Annotated in this window: 20 protein-coding genes; 13 read left to right on the forward strand and 7 right to left on the reverse strand. The window is 72.2% G+C overall.

Going from position 1 to position 24,486, the window contains the following annotated elements:
* Positions 1 to 591 precede the first annotated feature (591 nt).
* The 5 genes from BN6_RS29460 to BN6_RS29480 all read left to right on the forward strand — a co-directional run bounded on the left by BN6_RS29460 (position 592) and on the right by BN6_RS29480 (position 3,605).
* Positions 592 to 1,239: a response regulator transcription factor gene (locus BN6_RS29460; RefSeq protein ID WP_041314483.1), complete on the forward strand. Its 648-nt coding sequence runs from the start codon at positions 592 to 594 to the stop codon at positions 1,237 to 1,239.
* A gap of 113 nt (positions 1,240 to 1,352) precedes the next feature.
* A complete protein-coding gene (locus BN6_RS29465; RefSeq protein WP_231904778.1) occupies positions 1,353 to 1,730 on the forward strand; it encodes an ATP-binding protein in 378 nt (125 codons plus the stop codon).
* Between the two features lie 26 nt (positions 1,731 to 1,756).
* Complete coding sequence (locus BN6_RS29470; protein WP_015103488.1) at positions 1,757 to 2,818, forward strand: PAS domain-containing sensor histidine kinase; 1,062 nt, start codon at positions 1,757 to 1,759, stop codon at positions 2,816 to 2,818.
* Complete coding sequence (locus BN6_RS29475) at positions 2,815 to 3,195, forward strand: response regulator (protein WP_015103489.1); 381 nt, start codon at positions 2,815 to 2,817, stop codon at positions 3,193 to 3,195. Before BN6_RS29470 ends, BN6_RS29475 begins: the two co-directional genes overlap by 4 nt.
* Positions 3,196 to 3,257: 62 nt before the next feature.
* On the forward strand, positions 3,258 to 3,605 hold the full coding sequence (locus BN6_RS29480) for an STAS domain-containing protein (RefSeq protein WP_015103490.1): 348 nt from the start codon (positions 3,258 to 3,260) through the stop codon (positions 3,603 to 3,605).
* Here BN6_RS29480 and BN6_RS29485 read toward each other — a convergent pair.
* Together BN6_RS29485 and BN6_RS29490 are read right to left on the reverse strand one after the other, a co-directional pair.
* On the reverse strand, positions 3,602 to 3,781 hold the full coding sequence (locus BN6_RS29485) for a DUF397 domain-containing protein (protein WP_015103491.1): 180 nt from the start codon (positions 3,779 to 3,781) through the stop codon (positions 3,602 to 3,604). The two genes, BN6_RS29480 and BN6_RS29485, sit on opposite strands and share 4 nt — an antisense overlap.
* On the reverse strand, positions 3,778 to 4,620 hold the full coding sequence (locus BN6_RS29490; RefSeq protein WP_041318555.1) for a helix-turn-helix domain-containing protein: 843 nt from the start codon (positions 4,618 to 4,620) through the stop codon (positions 3,778 to 3,780). The genes BN6_RS29485 and BN6_RS29490 overlap by 4 nt, the downstream gene beginning before the upstream one ends.
* Before the next feature lie 126 nt (positions 4,621 to 4,746).
* On the opposite strand from BN6_RS29490, the gene BN6_RS29495 reads away from it, so the two are divergent.
* The gene (locus BN6_RS29495) at positions 4,747 to 4,956 is read left to right on the forward strand and encodes a hypothetical protein (RefSeq protein WP_148303074.1); all 210 of its coding nucleotides are present in this window, start codon (positions 4,747 to 4,749) and stop codon (positions 4,954 to 4,956) included.
* Here BN6_RS29495 and BN6_RS29500 read toward each other — a convergent pair.
* Entirely contained in the window at positions 4,953 to 9,404 is a 4,452-nt protein-coding gene (locus tag BN6_RS29500) for a hybrid sensor histidine kinase/response regulator (RefSeq protein ID WP_015103493.1), read from the reverse strand. The two genes, BN6_RS29495 and BN6_RS29500, sit on opposite strands and share 4 nt — an antisense overlap.
* A 98-nt stretch (positions 9,405 to 9,502) precedes the next feature.
* Between BN6_RS29500 and BN6_RS29505 the strand changes: the two genes are divergently transcribed.
* Positions 9,503 to 10,888, forward strand: a complete 1,386-nt coding sequence (locus BN6_RS29505) for a PP2C family protein-serine/threonine phosphatase (RefSeq protein ID WP_015103494.1) — start codon at positions 9,503 to 9,505, stop codon at positions 10,886 to 10,888.
* A gap of 24 nt (positions 10,889 to 10,912) precedes the next feature.
* Here BN6_RS29505 and BN6_RS29510 read toward each other — a convergent pair whose 3' ends face one another.
* Positions 10,913 to 11,224: an STAS domain-containing protein gene (locus tag BN6_RS29510; RefSeq protein WP_231904779.1), complete on the reverse strand. Its 312-nt coding sequence runs from the start codon at positions 11,222 to 11,224 to the stop codon at positions 10,913 to 10,915.
* A 150-nt stretch (positions 11,225 to 11,374) separates the two neighbouring features.
* Here BN6_RS29510 and BN6_RS29515 point away from each other — a divergent pair, with 150 nt between their 5' ends.
* On the forward strand, positions 11,375 to 11,758 hold the full coding sequence (locus BN6_RS29515) for an ATP-binding protein (protein WP_015103496.1): 384 nt from the start codon (positions 11,375 to 11,377) through the stop codon (positions 11,756 to 11,758).
* Between the two features lie 295 nt (positions 11,759 to 12,053).
* Positions 12,054 to 14,477, forward strand: a complete 2,424-nt coding sequence (locus BN6_RS29520) for a hypothetical protein (protein WP_015103497.1) — start codon at positions 12,054 to 12,056, stop codon at positions 14,475 to 14,477.
* Between the two features lie 154 nt (positions 14,478 to 14,631).
* Here the strand turns inward: BN6_RS29520 and BN6_RS29525 are convergent, their stop codons facing one another.
* Entirely contained in the window at positions 14,632 to 16,392 is a 1,761-nt protein-coding gene (locus tag BN6_RS29525; protein ID WP_084672806.1) for a trypsin-like serine protease, read from the reverse strand.
* A 461-nt stretch (positions 16,393 to 16,853) separates the two neighbouring features.
* Here BN6_RS29525 and BN6_RS29530 point away from each other — a divergent pair, with 461 nt between their 5' ends.
* On the forward strand, positions 16,854 to 17,189 hold the full coding sequence (locus BN6_RS29530) for a CATRA system-associated protein (protein WP_148303075.1): 336 nt from the start codon (positions 16,854 to 16,856) through the stop codon (positions 17,187 to 17,189).
* Positions 17,146 to 18,753 carry a CATRA conflict system CASPASE/TPR repeat-associated protein gene (locus BN6_RS42595; protein ID WP_148303076.1) on the forward strand — a complete coding sequence of 536 codons (1,608 nt, stop codon included), beginning with the start codon at positions 17,146 to 17,148 and terminating at the stop codon, positions 18,751 to 18,753. The genes BN6_RS29530 and BN6_RS42595 overlap by 44 nt, the downstream gene beginning before the upstream one ends.
* On the opposite strand, the gene BN6_RS29540 is transcribed toward BN6_RS42595, so the two are convergent.
* Positions 18,734 to 21,799 carry a CHAT domain-containing protein gene (locus BN6_RS29540; RefSeq protein ID WP_148303077.1) on the reverse strand — a complete coding sequence of 1,022 codons (3,066 nt, stop codon included), beginning with the start codon at positions 21,797 to 21,799 and terminating at the stop codon, positions 18,734 to 18,736. The two genes, BN6_RS42595 and BN6_RS29540, sit on opposite strands and share 20 nt — an antisense overlap.
* A gap of 198 nt (positions 21,800 to 21,997) precedes the next feature.
* On the opposite strand from BN6_RS29540, the gene BN6_RS29545 reads away from it, so the two are divergent.
* Positions 21,998 to 23,080, forward strand: coding sequence for a hypothetical protein (locus BN6_RS29545; protein WP_148303078.1), 1,083 nt, complete (start codon positions 21,998 to 22,000; stop codon positions 23,078 to 23,080).
* A gap of 16 nt (positions 23,081 to 23,096) precedes the next feature.
* Here the strand turns inward: BN6_RS29545 and BN6_RS29550 are convergent, their stop codons facing one another.
* The gene (locus tag BN6_RS29550) at positions 23,097 to 24,062 is read right to left on the reverse strand and encodes a helix-turn-helix domain-containing protein (RefSeq protein WP_041314494.1); all 966 of its coding nucleotides are present in this window, start codon (positions 24,060 to 24,062) and stop codon (positions 23,097 to 23,099) included.
* A gap of 161 nt (positions 24,063 to 24,223) precedes the next feature.
* On the opposite strand from BN6_RS29550, the gene BN6_RS29555 reads away from it, so the two are divergent.
* On the forward strand, positions 24,224 to 24,454 hold the full coding sequence (locus tag BN6_RS29555) for a hypothetical protein (RefSeq protein ID WP_015103504.1): 231 nt from the start codon (positions 24,224 to 24,226) through the stop codon (positions 24,452 to 24,454).
* The last annotated feature ends 32 nt before the right edge of the window (positions 24,455 to 24,486 follow it).

A 24,486-nucleotide genomic window follows, 5' to 3' on the forward strand; every position in this document is an offset into this window, starting at 1 on the left:
TGGTCGGACCGTAGGTTGGGCCGTTCGGCGTGGTCAACGGCCGGTTCCACTGATCGGAAGGCCAACCCCCTGCCTGCTCCGACCGGTGGCCGGACGGGGAGGTGCACGTCACGCTGGGAGCGAACTTCCCGCCAGGCCGACGACTCGTTCTTCCTCGACCTGCGGGTGTTCGACCTGCTCGACGGCGGCGACCTGTCCCAGGTGCCGGACTGTCCACTCCGGACACTCTCCGACTCCCGCCGGCCGCAGCGGTGGAACCGCCCTGCACCGCGACATCCCGCGCACCCGCTCGACACGGCGGAGATCCTGATGTTCCAAGAACGTCCGGTCGGTGGAGTCGCGGGTGCGGCCCGGTCCGGGCGGGCCTCGCAGGCGGCGGACCCGGACGCCGTGGGTCACGCCCTCACCTCCCACGGGCATGGGCACGGCCACGGGGGTTCGGCTCGGGATGGGTGTGGCGGGCGGGCTGGTGCCGAGTCCGTCGACGCTGGTGGTCGGCCTCAGCCCCACCCTCCGGTCCCCGCCGGTCTAGGGTGGCGTTACCCCCTGCTTGCGGAGTCCCGGACTCCACGCGCCCCGAGGACGTCGCACATGTCCGAACCGCCCCCACCCGGCCCGATCCGCGTGCTGCTGGTCGAGGACCACGACATGGTGGCGGAGGCGATCGGGCTGGCGCTCCAGCGCGACCCCGGCGTGCTGGTGGTGGCCTCGGTCCGGTCCGTGGCCGCCGCCGCCGAGGCGGTCGCGCGGCACCGGCCGGACGTGGTGGTGCTCGACCGCAGGCTGCCCGACGGCGACGGCGTCGCCGCCATCCCGGCCCTGCGCGGGTCGGGCGCGCGCGTCCTGGTGCTGACCGGCGAGGCCACCGCCGCCGTGGCCGCCCGGGTGGTGGACGCCGGCGGCGCGGGGCTGGTGCTCAAGTCGGCGCGGCTGGACGAGCTGGCCGACGCGGTGCGCCGGGTCGCGCGCGGCGAGGCGGTGTTCGACGGCAGCCTGCTCACCGGGGTGCTCGACCGGCTCACCGGGCGCACGCCGGTCGCCGGGGCGTCGCTGACCGCGCGGGAGCGCGAGACCCTGTCACTCCTGGCGGACGGCGTGTCCACCGACGAGATCGGCCAACGGCTCGGCGTCGCCCGCAACACCGTGCGCAACCACGTGCAGCGCGTGCTCGACAAGCTCGGCGCGCGGTCGAAGCTGGAAGCGGTGTCCATCGCCCGCCGCGAGGGCCTGGTCGACTGACCCGGCGCGCCCGCTCAGCCCCGGCGCTCCGCGCCCGCTCTGGTGCATCCGCACTACGGGAGCTGACACCGTTGCGTCTCGCCGGCGGGCACGGCTTGCCCCACAGTGCGGTCGTGGAGTTCCCGGTGACGGACCAGGTGGCGGACTTCGGCCCGCCGACGGGCTCCGGCAGCGCGGCCCTGGCCCGCGACTTCACCCGCCGCACGTTGACCGGCTGGAGTTACCGCGGCGACCACGACGACGTGGTGCTCGTGGTCTCCGAACTGGTCGCGAACGTGGACCGGCACGCCGTCGGCCCGGCCGTGCTGCGGTTGACCGGCGGCCCGGACCGGGTGCTGGTCGAGGTCTCCGACGGCAGCCCCGCCGTCCCCTGGATGCGCCCGCACGGCACGGACGGCGGGTGGGGCATCCCGCTGATCGACCGGTTGACCCTGCGCTGGGGCGTGACGCCGCACGGCCGGGGGAAGGTCGTGTGGTGCGAACTGGGCTAGCGCCGGGGGTGGTGCACAGTACCGGTATGGCGAGCCCACCCCGACGTCCTCCCGAGCGGATGCCCGACTCGGCGTTCCAGCTGCTCGTGGAGGGCGTGGTCGACTACGCGATCTTCATGCTCGACCCCGGCGGGCACATCGTGAGCTGGAACTCCGGTGCCGAGCGGATCAAGGGCTACCGCGCGGACGAGATCCTGGGCCGGCACTTCTCCGCGTTCTACCCGCCGGAGGACATCGTCACCGACAAGCCCGGCCGCGAGCTGGAGTCGGCCATCGCCGACGGCCGGCTGGAGGACGAGGGGTGGCGGCTGCGCAAGGACGGCACCCGGTTCTGGGCGAACGTCGTGATCACCGCGCTGTTCGACGACACCGGCCGGCTGCGCGGGTTCGGCAAGGTCACCCGGGACATGACCGAGCGCCGGCGGGCCGAGCAGCAGCTGCTGGAGCGGCGCGTGCTGGTCGCCCACCTGGTCGAGGCGCAGGAGCTGGAGCGGCGGCGGATCGCCTGGGACGTGCACGACGACTCGATCCAGTCGATGGTCGCGGTCGGCATGCGCCTGCAACTGCTCGCGGGCAGGCTGCCCGAGGAGCACGCCCGCACCGTGCGCGAGCTGGACGAGGCGGTGCGCGGCTCGATCACCCGCCTGCGGACCCTGGTGTTCCGGCTGCGCCCGCCGGAGATCGACGGTTACGGCCTGGTCCACGCGCTGGAGGTGTACCTGGCCGACGTGGCGCCCAGCTGGAACCTGTCGTACACCGTCCGCGACGAGCTGGACCGCGAGCCGGCCAAGGACACCGCGATCACCATCTTCCGGGTCGCCCAGGAAGCCCTGACCAACGTGCACAAGCACGCACGGGCGCGTGCTGTCGTCGTCCACCTGTCGACGGTGGACAACGGCACGCTGGTGGAGATCGCGGACGACGGCGTCGGCGTCTCCGCCTCCGCCGACCTCCACGCCGGTCTGGAGCACTTCGGCATGATCGAAATGCGCGAGCGGGCCGAGACGGCGGGCGGCTGGTGGACCTTCGCCGACCGCCCCGACGGCGGCACCGCCGTCCGGTTCTGGCTGCCCACCACAGCGCCGTGACCCGCGTCCTGATCTGCGACGACGACGCCATGATCGGCCAGGCCCTGCACGAGGTCCTGGCGGCCGAGTCGGACCTGACCGTGGTGGGCGTCGCCCGCACCGCGCCCGACGCCGTCCGGCAGGCCGAACAGCATTCACCCGATGTGGTGGTGTTGGACGTCCGGATGCCCGGCGGCGGTGGCCTCCTGGTCGCCCGCGAACTGCGGTGGCGCTGCCCGGAGACCAGGGTCATGGTGTTCTCCGCGCACGCCGATCCCGAGACGGTCGCCGAGATGCGCCGCTCCGGCGTCACCGAGTACCTGGTCAAGGGCGTGCCGAACACCGAGATCGTGGACACCGTCCGCAAGCTGGCCCGAGGACCGTTCGGAAAGTTGTGACCGCTCGCGGGGTCGGCGTAACGTCGGTGGACGCAGCCAGCCACGGCGTCGGGAGTGCCGGCATGGAGCAGCCGCTGATCACCGTCGAGACCTCTCGGCACGACGACGTCCTGCTGGTCCGGGTGGCGGGCGAGGTCGACCTGGACACGGTGCCGCAGGTGCGCGCCGTGTTGCGCGGCCCGGCGGTCGCCGTGGTGCTGGACCTGGGCGGCGTCACGTTCTTCGGCTCGGCGGGCATCAAGCTGCTCGTCGACGCCCGCCGCGAGTTCGGCGCACTGGCCGTCGTGGCGACGGCTCGCGCCGTGCTGCACCCCTTGCAGGTGACCGGCCTCGCCCGCCACCTGCCGCTGTGCCGGTCGTCGGACGCGGCCCTGGACCACGTCCGACGAATGAGCCGGCAGGCGGGCTAACCGTCGAACCGACCCCGCCGAACCGCCGCGAACAACCCGACCACGGCCTGACCGGCCGGGAACGAGAGCACCGGCCCGTCGGGGTTCTTCGAGTCGCGCACGGCCACCAGCCCCTGGGCGACCTCGACGCAGGAGTTGGTGTTCGTACTGCGCGCCGACTTCCGCCATTCGATCATGACGCCTCCTCGATCTCGCCAACCTCGCGGGCGATCACACGGATCGTCTCACCCCGGTCCAGGGCGACACCCCGCACCTGGGCCACGGCCTCCTGGTACGCCGCGATGTCCGCGTCGTCCTGGTAGAACAGGCCGCTCCGGCGGTTCTCCACGTGGACGACGCTCATCGCTTCGGTGTCGAGGACCATGAACCCGCCCTCCAGAGCGGGGTGCCAACCGGCCGATTCCGGGATCGCGTGCAAGGAGATGTTGGGCCATTCAGCAGCTTTCAGCAGGTACTCGAGCTGCTCGGCCATCACCGCCCGACCACCGATCCCACCGCGCAGCGCGGCTACGCCAATGAACGCGGTGAACCGGGCCGCATCGGGTCGGACCAGGACGTCCCGCCGACCAAGGCGCGTGGCCACCCGGAGTTCGACCTCCTGACGCGGCACGTTCCCGGCGCGCATGATCGCCCGGGTGTACCCGCCGGTTTGCAGCAAGCCGGGGATCAGCAGCGGTGAGACGTCGGTGATGGTGGTCGCGAGCTGTTCGAAGCTGAGCAGCGCGGACAACTGTGATTGCAGGTCCGGAATCGAGACCGCGACCCACACCGAGTCGTCCGAATCCCCCGACATGCCGACGATCCGGTCGAATTCCCCGCCCGTGACACCGAGTTTCGCCAGGATGGCGGCGACCATCTCCGGAGCCGGTGGACGGTCGCCGGATTCCGCGCGGGAAAGCGCGCTGTGGTCGACGCCGAGGCGTTTCGCGAGTTCGCGCAACGTGAGACCGGAGCGGTCGCGGGCGGCGCGGAGTTCGGCTCCCAGTGCAACGGCTTTCGGGGTGGTGCGGGCCATGCGGCACAGCATAGAGGGCTCGCCAACCTGGACGATGTTCGCTCGATCGGGTACTTGACCTCACTGGTGCGCACCATGAATTCTGGTGCGCACCAGAATTCACCGGCCCGGAAGGACAGTCGTCCGATGAGTTTGACCCCCAGCAGCGGCCAGTTGTGCACGTGGGCGCACTACGACGCGGAAACCCCGATCGCGTACGCGCTCAACGCGGATTCCATCGCGCTTTCCTTCGGACGCGGCGAACTGGAATTGGCCTTCACCGAAATCGCCCTGGAGAACCTGGTCGAGGTGGGCCGGGCCGCGCTGCTCGAACTGCGCGCCCCGGCCTCCCGCTAGTCCTGTTCCAGGCCCAGGTAGAAGGCGATCAGGCGGAGCAGGTGTTCGGTGTCCACGGGCTTGGTCACGTAGTCCGTGGCGCCGGAGGCCAGGCTCTTCTCCCGGTCGCCCTTCATCGCCTTCGCGGTCACCGCGATCACCGGCAGGTCCGCGTACCGCGCCATGGCCCGGATCGCCGCCATCGTCGCGTTTCCGTCCAGCTCCGGCATCATGATGTCCATCAGCACCAGCGACACGTCGTCGTACTGCTCCAGCGCCCGCACGCCGGTGATCCCGTTGTCCGCGTAGATCACCTCCAGCCCGTGCAGCTCCAGCACGCTGGTCAGCGCGAACACGTTGCGCAGGTCGTCGTCGACGATCAGCACCTTCTCGCCGTGGAACCGCATCGGTGCGGGCGGGAGCACGGCCGGGGCCGGCGCGGGCTGGGCGGGGGCCTCGACCCAGGCCGAGGGCACCGGCATCCCGTACACCGCCAGGTCCTCCTCCTGGTCGACCGGCACCGGCACCAGGCCCCGCTCGGCCAGCGGCAGGTACAGGGTGAACGTCGACCCCTCGCCGGGCTCGCTGCGCACGTCCAGCCGGCCGTCGAGCAGGGCGGCCAGCTCGCGGCTGATCGACAGGCCCAGGCCGGTGCCGCCGTACTTGCGCGAGGTGGTCCCGTCGGCCTGCTGGAACGCCTCGAAGATCACCGACAGCTTGTCCGCCGGGATGCCGATGCCGGTGTCCTGCACGTCGAACGCCACGGCGCCCTCGCCGAGCCGGATGCCCAGCCGGATGCCGCCGTCGTGGGTGAACTTGACCGCGTTGGACAGCAGGTTGCGCAGGATCTGCTGGAGCCGGTGCTCGTCGGTGTGCAGGGTGGACGGCACGTCGTCGTCCACCGTGACGTCGAACTCCAGGCCCTTCTCGGCGGCCAGCGGCAGGGTCAGCGCCTCGACGTACCCGACCACGTCGGAGATCCGCACCGGGTCGGTCTGCACCTGCATGTGGCCGGACTCGACCTTGGTCAGGTCCAGGATGTCGTCGATGAGCTGCAACAGGTCCGTGCCCGAGGAGTGGATGGTCCGGGCGAACTCGACCTGCTTGGGGTTGAGGTTGCCGTCGAGGTTGTCGGCCAGCAGCTTGGCCAGGATCAGCAGCGAGTTCAACGGCGTGCGCAGCTCGTGCGACATGTTCGCCATGAACTCCGACTTGTACTTCGACGCCGACGAGAGCTGCCGCGCCCGCGCCTCCAGCTCGACCGAGCCCGCCCGCAGCTCCTCGGTGAGCCGCTGCGACTCGACCAGCAGGCTGTCGGTGCGGGCGTTGGCGAGCATGGTGTTCACGTTGACGCCGATGCTCTCCTTCAACTGGTCCAGCAGGTCCAGGTGCACCTCGGTGAACACGCCGAAGGACCCCAGCTCGATCACGCCCAGCGCCTCGCCCTGGAACACGATCGGCAGGATCACCAGGTTGACCGGCGGCGCGGACCCCATCCCGGACCCGATCTCCAGGTACCCCGGCGGCACGTCGGTGACCAGCACGGTCTTCTTCTCCACCGCCACCTGGCCGATCAGCGACTCGCCGCGGGCGAACCGGGTCGGCCGGCCGGTGGGCTGGTAGGCGTAGGTCGCGGTCAGCTCCAGCGCGTCGGACTCGCCGTCGACCAGGAAGAACGCCCCGTGCTGGGCGGAGACGAGCGGGGTCAGCTCGCTCATCACCAGCGACGCCATGGCGTGCAGGTCGCGGTGGCCCTGCATCTGGCCGGAGAGCCGGGCCAGGTTGGTCTTGAGCCAGTCCTGCTCCTGGTTGGCCCGGGTCGACTCGCGCAGGTTGCCGATCATCCGGTTGACGTTGTCCTTGAGCTCGGCGACCTCGCCGGAGGCGTCGACGGTGATCTGCCGGGTCAAATCGCCGGCGGTCACCGCGGTGGCCACGATCGCGATCGCCCGCACCTGCCGGGTGAGGTTCCCGGCCAGCTCGTTGACGTTCTCGGTGAGCCGCTTCCAGGTGCCGGACACGCCCTCGACCTCGGCCTGGCCGCCGAGCTTGCCCTCGGTGCCGACCTCGCGGGCGACCCGGGTCACCTCGTCGGCGAACGACGAGAGCTGGTCGACCATCGTGTTGATCGTGGTCTTGAGCTCGAGGATCTCGCCGCGCGCGTCGACGTCGATCTTCTTCGACAGGTCGCCGCGGGCCACGGCCGTGGTCACCTGGGCGATGTTGCGGACCTGGTTGGTCAGGTTGTTCGCCATGAAGTTGACGTTCTCGGTGAGGTCCTTCCAGGTGCCGGCCACGTTCGGCACCCGCGCCTGGCCGCCGAGGATGCCCTCGGTGCCGACCTCGCGGGACACCCGGGTCACCTCGTCGGCGAACGCCCGCAGCGTGTCGACCATGCCGTTGATCGTGTCGGCGAGCGCGGCGATCTCGCCCTTGGCCTCGACGGTGATCTTCTTGGACAGGTCGCCGCCGGCTACCGCCGTGGCCACCGCGGCGATGCTGCGGACCTGCGTAGACAGGTTGTCGGCCATGACGTTGACGTTGTCGGTGAGGTCCTTCCAGGTGCCCGCGACGCCGGGCACCCTGGCCTGGCCGCCCAGCCGGCCGTCCGTGCCGACCTCGCGGGCCACCCGGGTCACCTCGTCGGCGAAGCCGGAGAGCTGGTCGACCATGGTGTTGATGGTCGACTTGAGTTCGAGGATCTCGCCGCGCGCGTCGACGGTGATCTTCTGCGACAGGTCGCCGCCCGCGACGGCGGTGGTCACCTGGGCGATGTTGCGGACCTGCGCGGTGAGGTTGTTGGCCATGAAGTTCACCGAATCGGTGAGGTCGCGCCAGGTGCCGCCGACGCCCGGCACCTGCGCCTGACCACCCAGCCGGCCGTCCGTGCCGACCTCACGCGCCACCCGCGTCACCTCGTCGGCGAACGACGAGAGCTGATCCACCATCGTGTTGACGGTGTCCTTCAGCTCCAGGATCTCGCCGCGCGCGTTCACCGTGATCTTCTGCGACAGGTCGCCGCGGGCCACCGCCGTCGCCACCTGGGCGATGTTGCGGACCTGGGAGGTCAGGTTGCCCGCCATGAAGTTCACCGAATCGGTCAGGTCACGCCACGTCCCGGCCACACCCGGAACCTGCGCCTGACCGCCCAGCCGGCCGTCGCTGCCGACCTCGCGCGCCACCCGGGTCACCTCGGCCGCGAACGACGAGAGCTGATCCACCATCGTGTTGATCGTCGTCTTGAGCTGGAGGATCTCGCCGCGCGCGTCCACGTCGATCTTCTGCGACAGGTCGCCCTGCGCGACAGCGGTCGTGACCTGAGCGATGTTGCGGACCTGGGAGGTCAGGTTGCCCGCCATGAAGTTCACCGAATCGGTCAGGTCACGCCACGTCCCGGCCACACCCGGAACCTGCGCCTGACCGCCCAGCCGGCCGTCCGTGCCGACCTCACGCGCCACCCGGGTCACCTCGTCGGCGAACGACGAGAGCTGGTCCACCATCGTGTTGATGGTGTCCTTGAGTTCGAGGATCTCGCCGCGCGCGTCGACCGTGATCTTCTGCGACAGGTCGCCCTGCGCCACCGCCGTCGCCACCTGGGCGATGTTGCGGACCTGCGAAGTCAGGTTGTTCGCCATGAAGTTGACGTTGTCGGTGAGGTCGCGCCAGGTGCCGCCGACGCCCGGCACCTGCGCCTGACCACCCAGCCGGCCGTCCGTGCCGACCTCACGCGCCACCCGCGTCACCTCGTCGGCGAACGACGAGAGCTGGTCCACCATCGTGTTGACGGTGTCCTTCAGCTCCAGCATCTCGCCCGCCACCGTGACGGTGATCTTCTGCGACAGGTCGCCCTGCGCCACCGCCGTCGCCACCTGGGCGATGTCGCGGACCTGCGCGGTGAGGTTGTCGGACATGAAGTTCACCGAGTCGGTGAGGTCCTTCCAGGTGCCCGCCACCCCCGGGACCTGCGCCTGACCGCCCAGCCGGCCGTCCGTGCCGACCTCGCGCGCCACCCGGGTCACCTCGCCCGCGAACGTGCGCAGCGTGGCGGTCATCGAGTTGAAGCTCTCCACCAGGGTCGCGACCTCGCCGCGGCCGGTCACCGTGATCTCCTGCGACAGGTCGCCCTGCGCCACCGCCGCGAGCACCCGGCTCAGCTCGGTGGTCGGCCGGGTCAGGTCGTCGATCAGGCCGTTCACCGAGTCGGCGGCCATCTCCCAGCCGACCGGGCCGGAGCCGGGCGCGAGCCGTTCGCCCAGTCTGCCCTCCTGCCCCACCGCCTGGCGCACCCGGACCAGCTCGCCGACCAGCCACTGGTTGCGCTCCGCGATCTCGTTGAACACCTCGGCGAGCTCGCCCGCCGGCCCCTGCGGCACGACGAGGCGGCGGCGGAAGTTGCCGTCGCGCATCTCGCGCATCGCGGTCAGCAGCCGGGCGAGGGTCACGTCCGTGTCGTCCTGCGCGGTCGTCACGAGGGGCCTCCAACGTCAGCGGATCTGGGCCAAGCCTGCCACTGTCGGAGGCAGCGTGTCCGCTAGGTTGGGCACGACCCGACACACAGGAGCCGCGGATGGCCCAGGGCTACCGGCAAGGTTCCGAGGCGGGCCTCGACCTCGACGCGTGGCGCCGCCTCGTCGACGGCTTCCACGAAGCCGTGGTCGTGCTCGACCCGGACGGCGTCGTACGCCTGGCCAACCCACTCGCCGCGGTACTGTTCCCGCAGGCCAGACCGGGTGCGCGAGCCGCCGTGACGGGCCGGGCGCAGGACCTGGGCGGCGGTTGGACGGCCTGCTACCGGGGTGCCGACGAGTTCCTGGAAGACGCATCCCGACGACTCCTCAAGATCACCGACCGTGCCGGGACGTTGCGCAACGTGGTCGACATGGCCCCGTCGCCGCACCCCGTGGTGATCGTCCCCGGCGCGCGCGGCCGGCTGGAGTGGTGGCGGCGCGGCCCGGACGGCGACATCACCGCGGCCCGCACCACCCGCCAGGTGGCCACGCCGGCGCTCGCGGCCGTGCTGGACGGCACCGCGCGGCACGCCGAGATCACCGAGCCGGGCGACGGCGCGTGGGGCGGCGCGACCGGGCCGGGCCTGGCCGTGCCGCTGGCCGTCGGCGGGGCGCTGGTCTGCTTCGGCGGCCTGCGCGACCCCGAGCTGCTCACCCGCTACGCCGAGCGGGCCGCGGCGGCGGTCCGGGTCAGCACCCTGCTCGACGACCGGGAGCGGGCCGTCACGGCGCTGCGCGCGCACCTGATGCCCAGCCCGCTGCCCACCGTGGCCGGCGTGCGGCTGGCCCAGGTCTACGAGCCCGCGCACCGGGGTGCGGGGGTCGGCGGCGACTTCTACGACGTGCACCCCCGGGAGGACGGCAGCGCCGCGTTCGTGCTCGGCGACGTGGCCGGCAACGGGCTGGAGGCCGCCGTGCACTCCGGGCGGGTCCGGCAGAGCCTGCACACCCTGCTGATCGTCGAACAGCGGCCCGCGCACCTGCTGACCCTGCTCAACGCGGCGCTGCGGGCGGCCGGCAGCAAGCTGTTCACCACGCTGGTGGTCGGCAACCTGGTCCCGGTGCAGGCCGGCGGGCTGCGGGTGACGCTGTCGGCGGGCGGCCACCCCGCGCCGCTCGTGCTGCGCTCCGGCGGCCGGGTGGACGAGGTCGCGGTGCACGGCGGGATCGTCGGCGTGCTGCCCGAGGTGCGGTTCCAGCAGACCACGGTCGCCCTCGGACCCGGCGAGACGCTGCTGCTCTACAGCGACGGCGTCACCGAGGCCCGCGCGCAGGACGACCGGCAGGACCTCTTCGGCGACGCACGGCTCAGAGCCGCCTTGGCCGAGTGCGCCGGCATGTCCGCCGAGGCGGTGGCCGAGCACGTGCGGCAGGCGGTGTTCTCGTGGCTCGGGCCGGCCGAGCACGACGACCTCACGCTGCTGGTGGTGCAGGCGGAGGGGTGACCGGCGGGCGTCCGGGCGGTGGCGTCAGGTCGTGGCGTCGGCCACCGAGGCGTGGATGTGCATCACCTCGGTCAACTCGGTGAGCCGGAACAGCTTGTGCACCGACGGCTGCAACGACGCCATCCGGAACTGGCCGCCCGCGCCGTCGAGCCGGCGGTGCCAGTCGAGCATCAGGGACAGGCCGGTGGTGTCCATGAACGGCACCCCGCTGAGGTCTACCACCACCCTCTCGCCCGGTGTCTCTTCGAGGTGGTCGGAGAGCACGGGGACGGTGTCCGCGTCCAGCTCACCCGACACCGCGACGACCGTCCAGCCGCCGCGGACCTCACTGCGCACCTGCAAGTCCATCGCGTCCGAGCCTTCCCGCACGGCGGGTGCCGCGCCGCTACAGATCGTGCAGTACCGGGGCGTCGGACGCGACCACTGGGTGGTCCAAGCGACAGGATGTGCGACGATGCGGTAACGGCCGATCAACGGGAGCGGATTGTGCGCAACGAGCCAGCGACGCCGGTGGCCGTGACGCTGCCCGCGACCGCCGGCGCGTCCGCCCAGGCCCGGCGGATCGTGGGCGAGGCGGTGGCGGCCTGGGGCGTGTCCCCGGACGTGGCCGAGGACGCGGCGCTGGTGGTCACGGAGCTGGTGTCCAACGCGGTGGACCACGCGGCGGGGCCCCTGGAGCTGACCGTCAGCCGCACCGAGGCGGGCATCCGCGTCGAGGTGGCCGACCAGTCCCCCGCCCAGCCCGCACCCAGACCGGTCCAGGTCGACTCGGCCCGGGGCCGCGGCCTGATCATCGTCGCGGCGCTGAGCCGGGAGTGGGGAACGTCACCGAAGGCGGACGGCAAAGTCGTCTGGGCCGAACTCGCCTGACCCCCGCTCCACCCCGCTGAACTCGAACCCGCTCCTTCGGCGTGCCGCCGCGTCCGGGCCTGTCGCGTCCGGGCCTGTCGCGTCCGGGCTCGCCGCCTCCGGGCCTGTCGCCTCCGGGCCGCCGTGGGATCGGGTGACCGCGCGTCGCCGCGATGAGTCCCGACAACACGGGCGCGCATTCCGCACGATTGCGGAATACGTCGTCCGGTTATCCCTATCGGAGATTTCCGCTCCGAAAAACCGGCCCCTCCCCCGATAATGTGTCGAATTCGCTCGGCGACCACCCGGAGGGCGCATGATCAAGCCGGTCGAGGGTATGCACGACCTGGTCTCCCTGCTCGACGACGTGATCGGCGCGCGCCCCCGCTTACCGACGCCCGTGGTCGTGGTCGTGGCCGACGACCAGGCCGTGGGCACCGGTTTCCTGGACGGCGTGCGGCAGCGGCTGGTCGACGTGGAGGACGCCGACCTGGTTCCCGCCGCGCACGTCGGCCAGGTCCTCGCGACGGCCGCGGAGAAACACCCGCTGCCCGACGTCCGGTTGCTGCACCAGGTCGCCGAGGAATTCGCCGGCAGTATTCCAAGCGGGGCCGGAAAGCGGTGGCGGCCGCGCCGGTTCACGCTGTGCCTGGACATCGTGGAGGCCGGTCCCGAGATCGGCGCGGCCTCGCTGGTGAACCAGAAGTCGGCCCTGCTCGACCACCTGTACCGGCGGTGGGAGGAGCGCAACGGCCTGATCGGCTGGGCCCGCCGGATGAGCACCGAGGACCTGCCGCTGCGGCTGCCCGGCCTGCTGCTCACCGCGCTGCTCAGCGGCCCCAGCCGGTGGCTGTTCCACCGCCGGCTCAACGGCCGTTCGACCCGGTGGCTGCGCGCGCACGTCAAGAGCGCGAGCGGGCTCAAGGGCGACTTCGCGTCGCAGGCGGTGTGGCTGCTGCCCGCCAACGGGCTCGAAGGGCTGCCCAGCCTGCGTCGCCGCGTGCTGGTCGACGCGCTGCTCCAGGACCTCGCCGACCTCACCCGGCGCGGCCGGTTCTCGCCGCGCCGCCGCCGTCGCCGCTGGACACCCGTGCTGCTGGTGGACGGCACGCGCCCGCTCGCCGCCGACCTGCTCACCCAGGTGGCCGAGCAGGTCAAGGACCTGCGGCCGGGTCCGCTGGTGGTCGTCGGCACGCTGCCGCCCGACCTCGCGGCGGTCACCGTCAAGACCGAGCACGACGTGCCGGACGCCGTGCGGGTGCTGCGCCGGGTGGTCAACGGCGAGCGGAGCGCGCTGGCCCAGCCGCCGTACCTGGCCGTGCGGGTGCCCGCCGGGCCCGCCCACCCGGCGGCGCAGACGTGGCTGGGTTCGCACCGCCGGGTCGACCTGCGGGTGCCGGGCATCTCGGCGTACGTGCCGCTGGCGCTGACCGTCGCGCTGGTCGCCGGTGCCGTCGCGTACGCCGGGTACGAGTACTGGCTCGGCGGCTGCGCGGACACCCGGACCAGCGCGGGCCAGGTGGTCGGCGTGGTCGACGGCCGGTGCTCGTTCGTCGACGGCGGCCTCGCTCACGCGCCAGGCGTGCCGGTGCTGGCCGACCTGGAGCGGCAGGTCGCCGACAACAACGCCGCCGTGGACGGCATGAAGGACCTCGACGGCCGGCAGCGGTACTACCGGGAGGTGGTGTTCTTCGCGCCGCTGACCCGCGCCGACCAGTCGGAGAGCACCGCGCCGCCCAACGCCATCTGGCAGCTCGAAGGCGCGGTGCGCGAGCAGCGGAAGCACAACGAGCGGGCCACGCAGGTCAACGAGGACGTGCCGGTGAAGCTGGTGCTCGCCAACAGCGGCGACCGGTTCACCGACGGCCGGTGGGTGGCCGGGAAGATCGCGCAACGCCCGCGCAGCGGCCGGGGCGGGCTGGCCGCCGTCATCGGCATCTCGCAGAGCAGGCAGGACGCGTTCGACGCGGTCCGCGTGGAGCTCAGCGGCGTGCCGGTGATCGGCGCGTCCATGTACGGCCGTCAGATGGCGAAGAACGCCAACATGTTCCTGTCCGCGCCGTTCAACTCCGCCTACGCGGAGGTGATCGCCGGCTGGGTGCGTGGGCGGCCCGGACAGGACCGCGACGCCCCGCAGGCGGCCGTGGTCTACGACCCCGACGACCCGTACTACAGCGCCGAGCTGCACAGCGAGCTCAAGACCCGGGGCATCGGCAGCGTCGCGAAGAACATCGAGATCCGGGAGAAGCCCGGCAACACCCCCGAACTCGGCCAGGACGACGTGGAGCGGCTGTGCCGCGAGTCCGACCGGGTCGTGCCGGTCCTGGTGGGTCGCGGCGACCAGCTGCTCAAGCTGCTGGCCATGGCGTCGAACTCGACGGCGTGCACCAACCCGCCGGGCGGGAAGCTGCGGCTGATCACCGGGCCGGGCGGCCTGGTCGTGGACGCGGCGGGCGAGTTCGACCGGTACCCGTGGGCGGAGGTCTCGGTCACCGGGCTCGTCGACACGCCGGGCAAGCAGGGCGTCACCGCCGCCGACAGCGAACGGGCGACCGGCGCGGAGGCGTTCGGCGTGGCGGCGCAGGCGATCCGCGAGGCGCACGAACTCACCCAGGGTGCGGACTGGGACACGTCGCAGATCCTGGCGGTGTTGCGGGGCGAGGACTTCACCCACAACGGCCACCGGCTCAACGACGAGGAGGTGCGCTCCGACCGGGTGGTGGTGATCGGCCCTTCATGATCGGGTCTCGTTGTCGGCCCCGCGTGATCGGGCTCGCGTGATCGGCCGCTCGTGATCGGGCACCCGCGCCACCCGACGCGGGCCGGCGCGGACGTGCAGCGGGACCCCGGCCGGTCGGCCGGGGTCCGCTGTGGTGGCTGAGCCTCCGCCGGGGCTACACCACCCCGAATCCACCCCACCGGGTCACGGTGAGGGTGAACGTGGCCGTACCGCTCTTGCCGTCCGCCGTCGTCGCCTTGACGGTGACCTGGTAGGTCCCCGGCGGCGTCTGGAAACCGGTCTGCACGAGCACGGTGCTCGTGCCGCCCTGGCCGACCGAGCGCGGGTTGAACTGGAACTGGGTGCCCGCCGGGTTGCCGGTCGCGGTCAGCGACAGGGTGCCGGTGCCGCCCGACGCGGTGACCGAGAACTGGGCGAAGAAGCCCTGCTGCACGGACGCCGAGGACGGGCTGAGGCGGACCGCCACGTCACCGCCGGGCGCGTCGCCCTCGACGGTCAGCGACAGCGTGGTGGTGACGGTCTTGCCGCCCGTCCCGGTGCCGGTGACCGTCACGCTGTACGTGCCGGCCGGCGTGGTGGTCGCGGTCTCCACGGTCAGCTTCGCGTTCGACCCGGTCTGGATCGACGTCGGCTGGAATACCGCCTTCGCCCCGCCGGGCAGACCGGACGCGGACAACGACACGGTGTCGGGTCCGCCCGACCCGGAGGCCGACGTGACGGTGGTCGACCCGTACTTGCCGGCCGCGACCTTCAGGCTCGACGGCGACAGGCCGAGGGTGAAGTCACCGGGTTCCTGGTTGCCGCCCTCGACGGTCAGCGACACCGTGGCGGTGGCGGTCTTGCCGCCCGTCCCGGTGCCGGTCACGGTCACGCTGTAGGTGCCGTTGGGCGTGGTGGTGGCGGTCTCCACGGTCAGCTTCGCGTTCGACCCGGACTGGATCGACGTCGGCTGGAACACCGCCTTCGCCCCGCTGGGCAGGCCCGACGCGGACAGCGTCACGTTCTCCGCGCCACCCGACCCGGCCACCGACGTGACGGTGGTCGAGGCGTACTTGCCCGCCGCGACCTTCAGGCTCGACGGCGACGCGCCCAGCGTGAAGTCCGACTGCGGCGAGCCGACCTGCTGCTTGACCCAGTCGCCCATGTCGTTGGTCAGCCGCCCGTAGACGCTGTACCACTTGAAGTCGCTGCGGCTCCAGGACGCGACACCGACGATCTTGCCGTCCACGATCAGCGGGCCGCCGCTGTCGCCGGGCAGGATCGTGGTGCGGCCGTCGGAGTACCCGGCGCAGATCATCGTGGCGGACTTGAAGCCCGCGCCGACGCCCTGGCACACCGAGTCGCCGTTGACGATCGGCAGGGTGGCCTTGTCCAGCGTGACGTCGCGCTGGTTGTCGTCGAAGTCCTTCTTGCCGTAGCCGAAACCCAGGCCGTTCTTGCCCGGCGCGGCCAGCCCGGAGTCGGCGGACGTGGCGAACTGCGCGTACTTGCCGCCGCGCACCGGGATGTCGTCGGCGGTGGTGACCACCGCGACGTCGTAGCCCTGGTCGAAGTTGACGTACTTCGGGTGCTTCTTGTACTCGACCACCTTGGTGCGGAAGCCGCCGCCGGCGTTGAGGTCGTCCAGGCCGTAGACGAAGCTCTTCTCGCCCTGGGCGTCGGCGCAGTGCGCGGCGATGAGGATCTTGCGGGGCGCGACGACGGAGCCGGTGCAGGTCTGGCCCTGCGGCCGGGTGCCGCCCTCGCGGATGCCCGCGATGATGCCCGGGAATTCGTCGACGGTCGCGCTCTGGCCGTTGTGGAACAGCGGGCCGGCGTCTGATCTGGTCGGAACGGTGTCGCCCTCGTAGTTCGCGGCAGGGGCGTTGCCCGGCGCGGCGGAGGCTCCCGCCAGGGGGAGGAGCGGTAGCAGCATGGCCGCCGCGACGAGGGGCGCGAGACCCCTGGGACGTGGTCGTTTCACTGTGCTTCCCTTCCAGGCGAACAGCCGCACCAGCAGGGGTGGAGCGGCGAGGTTCACTGTCGGGCCGCACCGGTCCGGGAACAATCAGGGTCCTGATCCGTAGGGGTACGGCACTAATTCACCCGCACCGGGCCGGAGGACGCCCGGGACCAGGCCGGAACCGTGCACCGATCACGAAGCTCGTGACCGAACGGCCCGGCCGACTCTCGGGCGTGCGAAGCGTCCGGTCACCACGGCACACCCGGGCGGATCGGTACTCCGTTCGGCTCACAGCGCGACCGTGAGCCGGCCGACGAACGGATTCGCGGTGGGACGGAATCGCGGCAGCGCGGATGCGTGCGGCCCGCGAGCATTCCGCCACCGAGGCCCGAATAGTGCGGATCACGTGGCCGGAGCGCAGATATCCTCGTTCCGTGAGCACCCGGCATGTGAGCAGATTCCTGATCAACCGGGTCCGTGACGTGCTGGCGGACATGCCCGAGCTGCGACTCCCCGCCGAACGGTGGTCCTTCGTCGCCGAGACCATGGGGGACCTGCTCGCCGCGTGGGAGGCCGACGACGAGGCGGACTTCCAGGAGGCGCTCGTCGACCTGGAGTCCAGGGCCGGTCGCGCGGCGCGGCAGGTCGACCAGGGGGAGATCCCGTTCCCGGACAACGTGGCCACGCTGCACGCCACGATGGTGGACCGGATGACGAACGAGGAGGATGAGCGGCCGAGCGGCGGTGACGCCGGTGGACGCCCCCGGTGAACAAGAGCTGGTGGTCCACCTCTACGCGCCGGAGGAGTCCGGTGGCGCGGAGCAGCTCTCCCGACTGTGGGCACGGCTGGCGGACGTCCTGGGCTTGGACCGCACCATCGCGGGCACAGGACTGCCGCTGTTCCCGTCCGCCGAGGACCGGGCACCGGGCACCGTCCTGGCGGCGCGGACCGACGGCCGGGGCAGGCAGGCGTTGTTCCGCCGACTGGGCAAGGCCCTCAACATCTCGTTGCTGATCCCGGTCGGTGCCGGTGGTTGGGCGGCCCAGCTCGCCGAGTGGGAGTCGGTCAGGTCCGACCTCGACCAGGTCACGACCGAGGCGCGGGTGTTTATCGGAACCGCGCCGGGGAGCGCGACCCTGCCGATCGGGGAAGTGGCCGCGGCGGTCGCGCACCGGCTGCCGCTGACCTGGCCCCGCGCACCGCTGGACTCGGCCGCGCGGCAGAGCGGGATCGTCGTGGTGACGCGCGGCCCGGGCATCCGGGTGACGCGCGACCTGGTCGTCCTCGCCGAGGACGAGGAACTGCTGAGCTGGTGGACCTGGGGGCTCGGAGACCCCGGGCTGCCGCCGCTCGGGGTGTACCTGTTGCAGTGCAGCACCGTGGTGCACAACCTCCGGGTGTGGCAAGCCTTCCGCGGTCGCCTCGACGCCCTGCGCGCCTCCGCCGACACCGCGGCCACGACCCTGCGCCACGATCCGCACGACACCGCCGCCGCGACGAGGGTGGCCGACGTGGAGCGCGCTCTGGGCTTCTCCGAGGCCAAGGCCCGGGACATGGCGGCGGCGGTGCGCTTCGCGCTGGCAGACCTGCAAGGCACCCCGGGCCCGTCGCCGCGCGGCGACGTCGTGGACACCGAGCGGTTCCTCTTGGCCTTGGAGGAAGCGGTCACGACGTTGGCCAACGCCCGGCGGCTGGCGCGGCGCTCCCGCCCACAGGCCAACCTCGAAGATTTTCGACCGGCGGCCGGCGGGCTCGGTCCGCGCCCCAGCCTGGGGTTCGTGGTCGACGTGGTCGGCTACAGCGACCGGCCCGCGAGACTGCGGGAACTGACCCAGCGGAGGGTGGACGACCTCGTCACGGACGTGCTGGCGGACCTCGTCGTCCCGCGTGACCGCGTCCACCTCCAGGGAACGGGCGACGGGGTGCTCGCCTTCCTGCCCCCGGACCTGGACGTCCGGTGGACCTTCCGCGGTCTGCTGAACGCCTGGCGGGATCGGTTGCGCGGGAACAACACCCTCTACACCGACCGCCTCCGGCTGCGCATGTCCGTCACGATCGGCCTGGTGGAAACCGGGGCGATGGGCTTCACCGACCGGTCGGCCATCGTGTTGACGCGCTTGATCGACAGCCCTGCGCTGCGCGCGGTCGTCGTCGCCAACGACGAGGCCGACCTGGCCGTGGTGATATCCGATGTGCTGCACGGCCTCGTGGTCGCGGACGACACCCCCGACCTCGACCGCGCCGCGTTCGTCGAGCAGGTGGTCGAGGTGAAGGCGTTCCGGGACCGCGCCTGGGTGTGGCTGGGCAGCGGTGTCACCGTCCCGAATGGATGAGGCCTGCCCAGAAGTACGGCCGACGGGCACCGCTCTCGGCACGCGCTGTCCGCACCGCCTCGTGCAGGGTCCGCGCGATGTCGACGGACCCGTCGGGCGATTCGCGCGCCGCCAGGTAGAGCGTGCGCATGACTTCGCGGGTCGCGGTGTCGTCGGCCGTGTAGAGCGAACCGATCACGTGGGTGAACCCGGCGAACCGCGCCGCCGCCACCAACGTCACCGCTTCGTCCGCCACCAACGTCCCCCCGCGCGCGGTGTCGCACGCGGCGAGCACCGCTACCGCACCGGGCAGGGGCACCCGCCGGCTCAACTCCGACAGCAGCAGCGTCCGGTCCGCCAGCACGAAGCCCGCCTCGGCCGGGTTGGACGGGTCCTGCATCCCGTGACAGGCGAGGTGCACCCAGGAGGCGGTTGGGAGCACGGCGAGCACCCGATCCGCCGTGGCGTCCTCGTCGAACAGGCGCACCGCGTCGGGAACCAACTCCAGGACGCCCTCGGCCTCGTCACGGGCACCTGACAGCAGGTCGAGGTCTCCGATCCGCGGCGGGCACACGACGGCGGTTCGTCCTTCCACCGGCCGGGGAGGTTCGCCCAGGAGGTCGCGGACCGTCGGCGTGTACGACGACACCGCCCGGTCCAGCACCGCCCGCGGGAGCGCGTCGTCGTGCACGCCGGCCGCGTGCAGCGGCAGGAAGGACAAGAGCCCGGCAGGGCTCCACCAGACCCGGGGCAAGGGCTCGTCCAGGGCGGGTTCGCCGATCCCCGCGGCGTCCAGGGCCGGCCCCGCCACCTCGTCGTACAGGGCGGCGAGCAGGTCGACGACGGCCCGGTGGGCTTCCTTCACCTCGGCGCGGGACGGCACCCGGAGGATCGTCTCGGCCGCGCCGAACAGCACGGCGAAGGCCAAGCCGACCCGGGCCGCCGTGATCGGCAGGTCGACGGAACGAACGCCGGACCGGTCGACGATCAACGCGGCGCAGCCGTACCGGCAGCCGAAGGGGACCAGGACGGTGCAGTCCTCGGGCAGTTGGTCGAGCGCGAGACTTCCGGGCATGCTCAGGTAGTCGGCGAAACCCTCCACGCGGTGGATCTCGGCGAGCACCCGGCGGCGCTGCTCGACCAGTGCCAGCCGTGACTCGGTCGCCCGGCCCTTCACGCTGAGGTCCTCCAAGCTCTCCAACCGGTGCAGTGCGCCGTCGAGAGCCGTCAGCCGGGTGGCGAGCTTCGGGTGTTCCCGTTCGAGCCGGGCGAACTCCGAGTCGGCCCGCAACGTCTGCGTCCAGAGGATCGCCCTGCCTCGTTCCAGGAGGAGGAGGGCGGTCTCCGGGTCGCCCACCGCCAGGGCCGCCGCCGCGCCTTCCATGCCAAGGTTCCGGTACCGCCACAACAACTCCTCCTGGCCGTACCGCTCGAGACCCGGCCGCACGAGGTCGGGCAGCGCGTCGATGGCGGCGGTGCAGGCGTCCACGAGACCGTCGTGCGTGTCGACGAGCCACGCCGCCCGAGCCCAGGTGTCCGCGGCGTCCAAGCGCAACCGGGGCGAAGACCGCGGTGACTCGGCGATCTCCCGCGCGATGGAGATCGACTCGGCGAGCGCGGCGCCGGGAGCGCCCACTTCGAAGTGTTCGCGCAGCGCGATGGCGACGTTCAACCTGGCGGCCGCGTACAGGCCGGGGCTCTCGCTCCGGTCGACGGCGGCACCGGCCCGCATCAACTCGACGACCTCGCCGCGCAGTGCCCGCGCTTCCTTCGGCGAGGCCGACGCCGCACGGCAGGCCAGCACGTGGCCGAGCGCCGTGCCCAGTTGGTCCCGCTCCCGGCGAACCACGGTCTGCCTGAGGGCTTCCCGCACCGCGGCCTCGGCGGCCACCAGGTCGTCGGGATCACCGGATCGCTCGAACCGGCGGCGGAGCAGTCCCGCCCACATCCCCAGCACCCACCGGCGGTGCGCGAAGGAGCGGTGGTCGGTCCCGGTGTCCTCGGTCCCGCCGCCGTCGACGGCCCGGGCCAGGCTGTCGATGGCGATGTCCAGGTGCGATTCGTCCGCCGAGGTCTCGTACCGGGTCCTCATCGTCACCCCGAGGTTGTTCAGGGCGAGGTACCGGTCCGTTCCGGTGGCCGCGGGGTGCTCGGAAACGAACATGAACAGCTCCATGGCGTGCCGCAGGTCCGTTATCGCGTGCTGCTCGGTGTAGCGGGTGTAGACGGCGATGGCGAGGGAGTTGACCCGCATCAGCTCGGGAGTCGTCGTGGCCTGCGTCGGGTCGGCGGGACAGGCCGACCTGGCGATGTGGACGGCCCGGTCGACGTCATCCGGGTCGCCGGCCAGCCGGAAGCGGACGAGGAGGGCCTGCCCGTGGACGCTGCGGCGGTCGAGCACGTCTCCCGGCCGCGAACCGGGCAGGGCGGCGGCGCGCGCCGCGAAGGCCACCGCTTCGTCGGCCAGGGCGATGTCGCCCTCGACCTCCGCCTTCACGTTGAGGGCGATCGCCATCGCCGCGACCACGCTCGCGCGGTCCGTTTCGTCGAACACCGGAGCGGACCTGGTGAGGAGGGCCCGGCCCCGCCGGACCGCGTCGGCGAGCACCTGCCGGTCGTCGGTGAGGTGGTACCTGGCCACCAGCAAGGGGACGGCGACGACCTCGGCCGAGACCCACAGCCCTTCGGCGTGCCGCATGTCCGGGTCGACGAGGTCCTGGGCTTGCCTGGTGACCGTCAACGCCTTGTCGATCGTCGCGAGGTCGTTGCGCTCCTGGGCGTCGATGGCCAGCGCGTTGGCGTACACCGCCCGGACGCTGATCCGCATGACCAACTCGCCCTCGTCGAACTTCAACGCCCTGCGCGCGGTCGCGGTGGCCCGCGACAGGTCCTCACGGGCGTTCGTCACCTGGAACCGCTTGAACATCGCGCTCGCCAGAGCCCCGAAGAACGAAGTGGCGAGCCACGCCTCCGCGTCCTGTTCGACCGTCTCGCTCCAGTCCTCGAGGATCTCGATCGCGGCATCCAGGTGGCGGAGTTCGCGCGTGCGCACGAAGAGGTCGCTCAACCTGTAATGCTCTCGCCAGTCGTCGTCCAGCATGCCGCCGCTCCGATTCGTGATCAGCAGGCGTCGGTCCGGGGCAGACGACCCTGTCGAGCAACGTCACCCCATCCCACGGTTCTCCCTCCCGCAACGCACATCTACGGCTTGTGCGCGAGAAGCGGCGGCAGCCGGGCGGACCCCCACGGCCGAGAGGAGTCAAGGGTGGAGCGGAATCGTGGGTTGTCGTCTCCTGCGCCGCGTTCGTGCTCGTCCCGTCGACCACCCAGCGACCAGCCGGGCGTCACCGGGCAGAAGACGTGGTACGCGTTCCCGGACGGGCTGTGGAAGACCCAGTTCGCCCAGGGCGTGCGGGTGCCGTTCCCGGGCACCTGGACCGAGTACACCGGTCCGGCCGACGACAAGGTGGTGTGGAAGCGGGTGGCGACCTCGTCGGCGACCCGGTCGGCGCTGTCGCTGACCCGGTTCTCGGTGTACCGGTCGGGCGAGCGGCAGCGGCCGGACGAGCAGTGGTTCCGCGCCCCGCTGCACGCCGCGGCCGTCGAGCCGGCAGCGGACCACCCGGGACGCCGGGCCGACCAGGGCGGCCGGTGGCGGGTGCTGTGCGCGAACTGCCGGGAGGGCGACCTGTTCACCCCGGCGCTCCAGTGGGTCGACGGTGGCGCGTTCGTCAGCCCGCACGAGAACTCGAAGTACTTCGCCACCAGCACCGCGCGGCTGTTCCGGGGTGGCGAGGAGATCCGGGCGGTGGACGACCCGTACGCGTTGTTCCCGCGGTTCCCGTTGTCCCCCAGCCCTTCCGACTACCGGCTGGACGTGGTGGACGTGATGGCGGGTCCGGGTTTCATCGGCGCGCCGAGCACCCCGCTGTTCGGGCACGCGCGGCGCACCGAGACGTCGTGGGGGTTCACCTCCGCGCCGTCCGCGCAACCGCCGCCGACCGGGTACGCCTGCCAGGACAGCGACCGCTGCTCGTTCCAGCCGCTGATCCAGCTCGACTACCGCCTGCCGCTGGACGTGACGAACACGTTGGTGGGCAACGCCTTTCAGGTGTCAGCGGCCTCGCACACCGGGGCGCGTGGCGCGGGACCGGTGGTGTGGCTGCGGATGGCGTGGTCGACCGACGGTAGGACGTGGACCGACCTGGCTGCCAAACCCACCGCGCAGGGCGTGTGGACCGTGGACGCGCCGGCGGTGTCCGGTGAGGTGTGGCTGCGCACCGAGGCGCGGGACAGCCGGGGCAACACGGTGCAGCAGACCATCCAGGAGGCGTACCGGAGCCCGTGAGCCGAAGGGCGGGGGTTCAGTCGGGTGGGGCGAGCTGCACCCACCCCTTGGCCGCCGCCCGCAGCCCGGCTTGGAACCGGGTCTGCGCGCCCAGCGCCGCCATGAGGTCGCTCAGCCGGCGCTGGAACGTGCGGTAGCTCAGCCCGAGCTGCTTGGCGATGCTGCGGTCGGGCATCCCGGTGGTGAGCAGCGCCAGCAGCCGGGCGTCCTGGGTGGACACCGAGCCGTGGTTGTGCACGGCGAGCGGGAGTGCCTGCCGCCACAGGCTTTCGAACAGCGCGCCCAGCGCGTCGAGCAGCGTGCACGGCCGGACCACCAGCGCGGTGCCCAGCTCGGGCGCGGCCGAGTCGAGCGGGATCAGGCCCAGGTGGGCGTCCACCAGGATCATCTTCAGCGGCGCGTCCGGCACCACCCGCGCCTCCTCCCCCAGCGCCAGCCCGGCTTCCAGGTCGTCGTCGAGCGAGTGCAGTTCCAGCGCCGCCCGGTCGTAGACGCCGCGGAACCGGACGCCGCGGTCGAGCAGTTCGCGCTCCACCGGGTGCAGCACGGTCGGCGGCTGCGCGTACGGCGGCTTGTCCACGAACCGCACCTCCCGCCGGGCCGAGCGCATCACCTGGCCCGCGCGCCGGGAGATCTCGTCGCTGCCGCGCACGACCTCCAGCAGCGCCGCCGGGTCGGTGCCGCGCACCGCGCGCAGGTGCCGCTCCTGGAACTCGGCGCGCAGCAGGCGCACCTTCTCCAGCTCCTTCTGCTTGCGCACCAGCAACCCGCCGAACGCCACCTCCGGCGTGACCGCGGCGAACCGGCTCGGTCGGCCGGGCAGCCGGGTGACCAGTTCCAGGCCGAGCAGCCGGCGCAGCACCGCGCCCACCCTCGGCGGGCGCAGGCCCAGCCGGTCGCCGAGGTCGGCGGCGGTGCCCGGCCGGTCCACCAGCGCCCGGTACACGTCGAGGTCGACCGGGCGCAGATCGTCCTCGGTCACGACGGACCTCCTCCGCGTCGGGGCCCATGCTGGCAGAGCCGGCACCGCCGCGGCTTCACCCGCGCCGCACGGGCCGCCACCGTCCGTCACCCGGCACGGGCGAGGTGTGCTCCGTTCGGCCGACGCCACGATCGGACTCCTGACGCCGGAAGGGAGTCCTGGTGAAGCGGAATCGTCGAAAACGCCGGCTGCTGATCTTCTGCTTCGTGTTCGCGCTCGTCCCGCTGACCGCCCAGCGGTGCACCGGGGAGGTGCCCTGCGGCACCGGCACGGCCGCGCTCGCGCTGTTCCTCCCGCTGGCGCTGCCGGGGTGGCTGGCGCGGGCGGCGCGGTTCGCGCTCGCGCGGACGGCGGTGGAGGCGGACCCTCCTTGTGACGCCGGCTCACCGTGAGGGTCGGCCACTACCCTGCCGAACACGACAAC

It is taken from the genome of Saccharothrix espanaensis DSM 44229 (assembly GCF_000328705.1).
GTDB classification, from domain to species: domain Bacteria; phylum Actinomycetota; class Actinomycetes; order Mycobacteriales; family Pseudonocardiaceae; genus Actinosynnema; species Actinosynnema espanaense.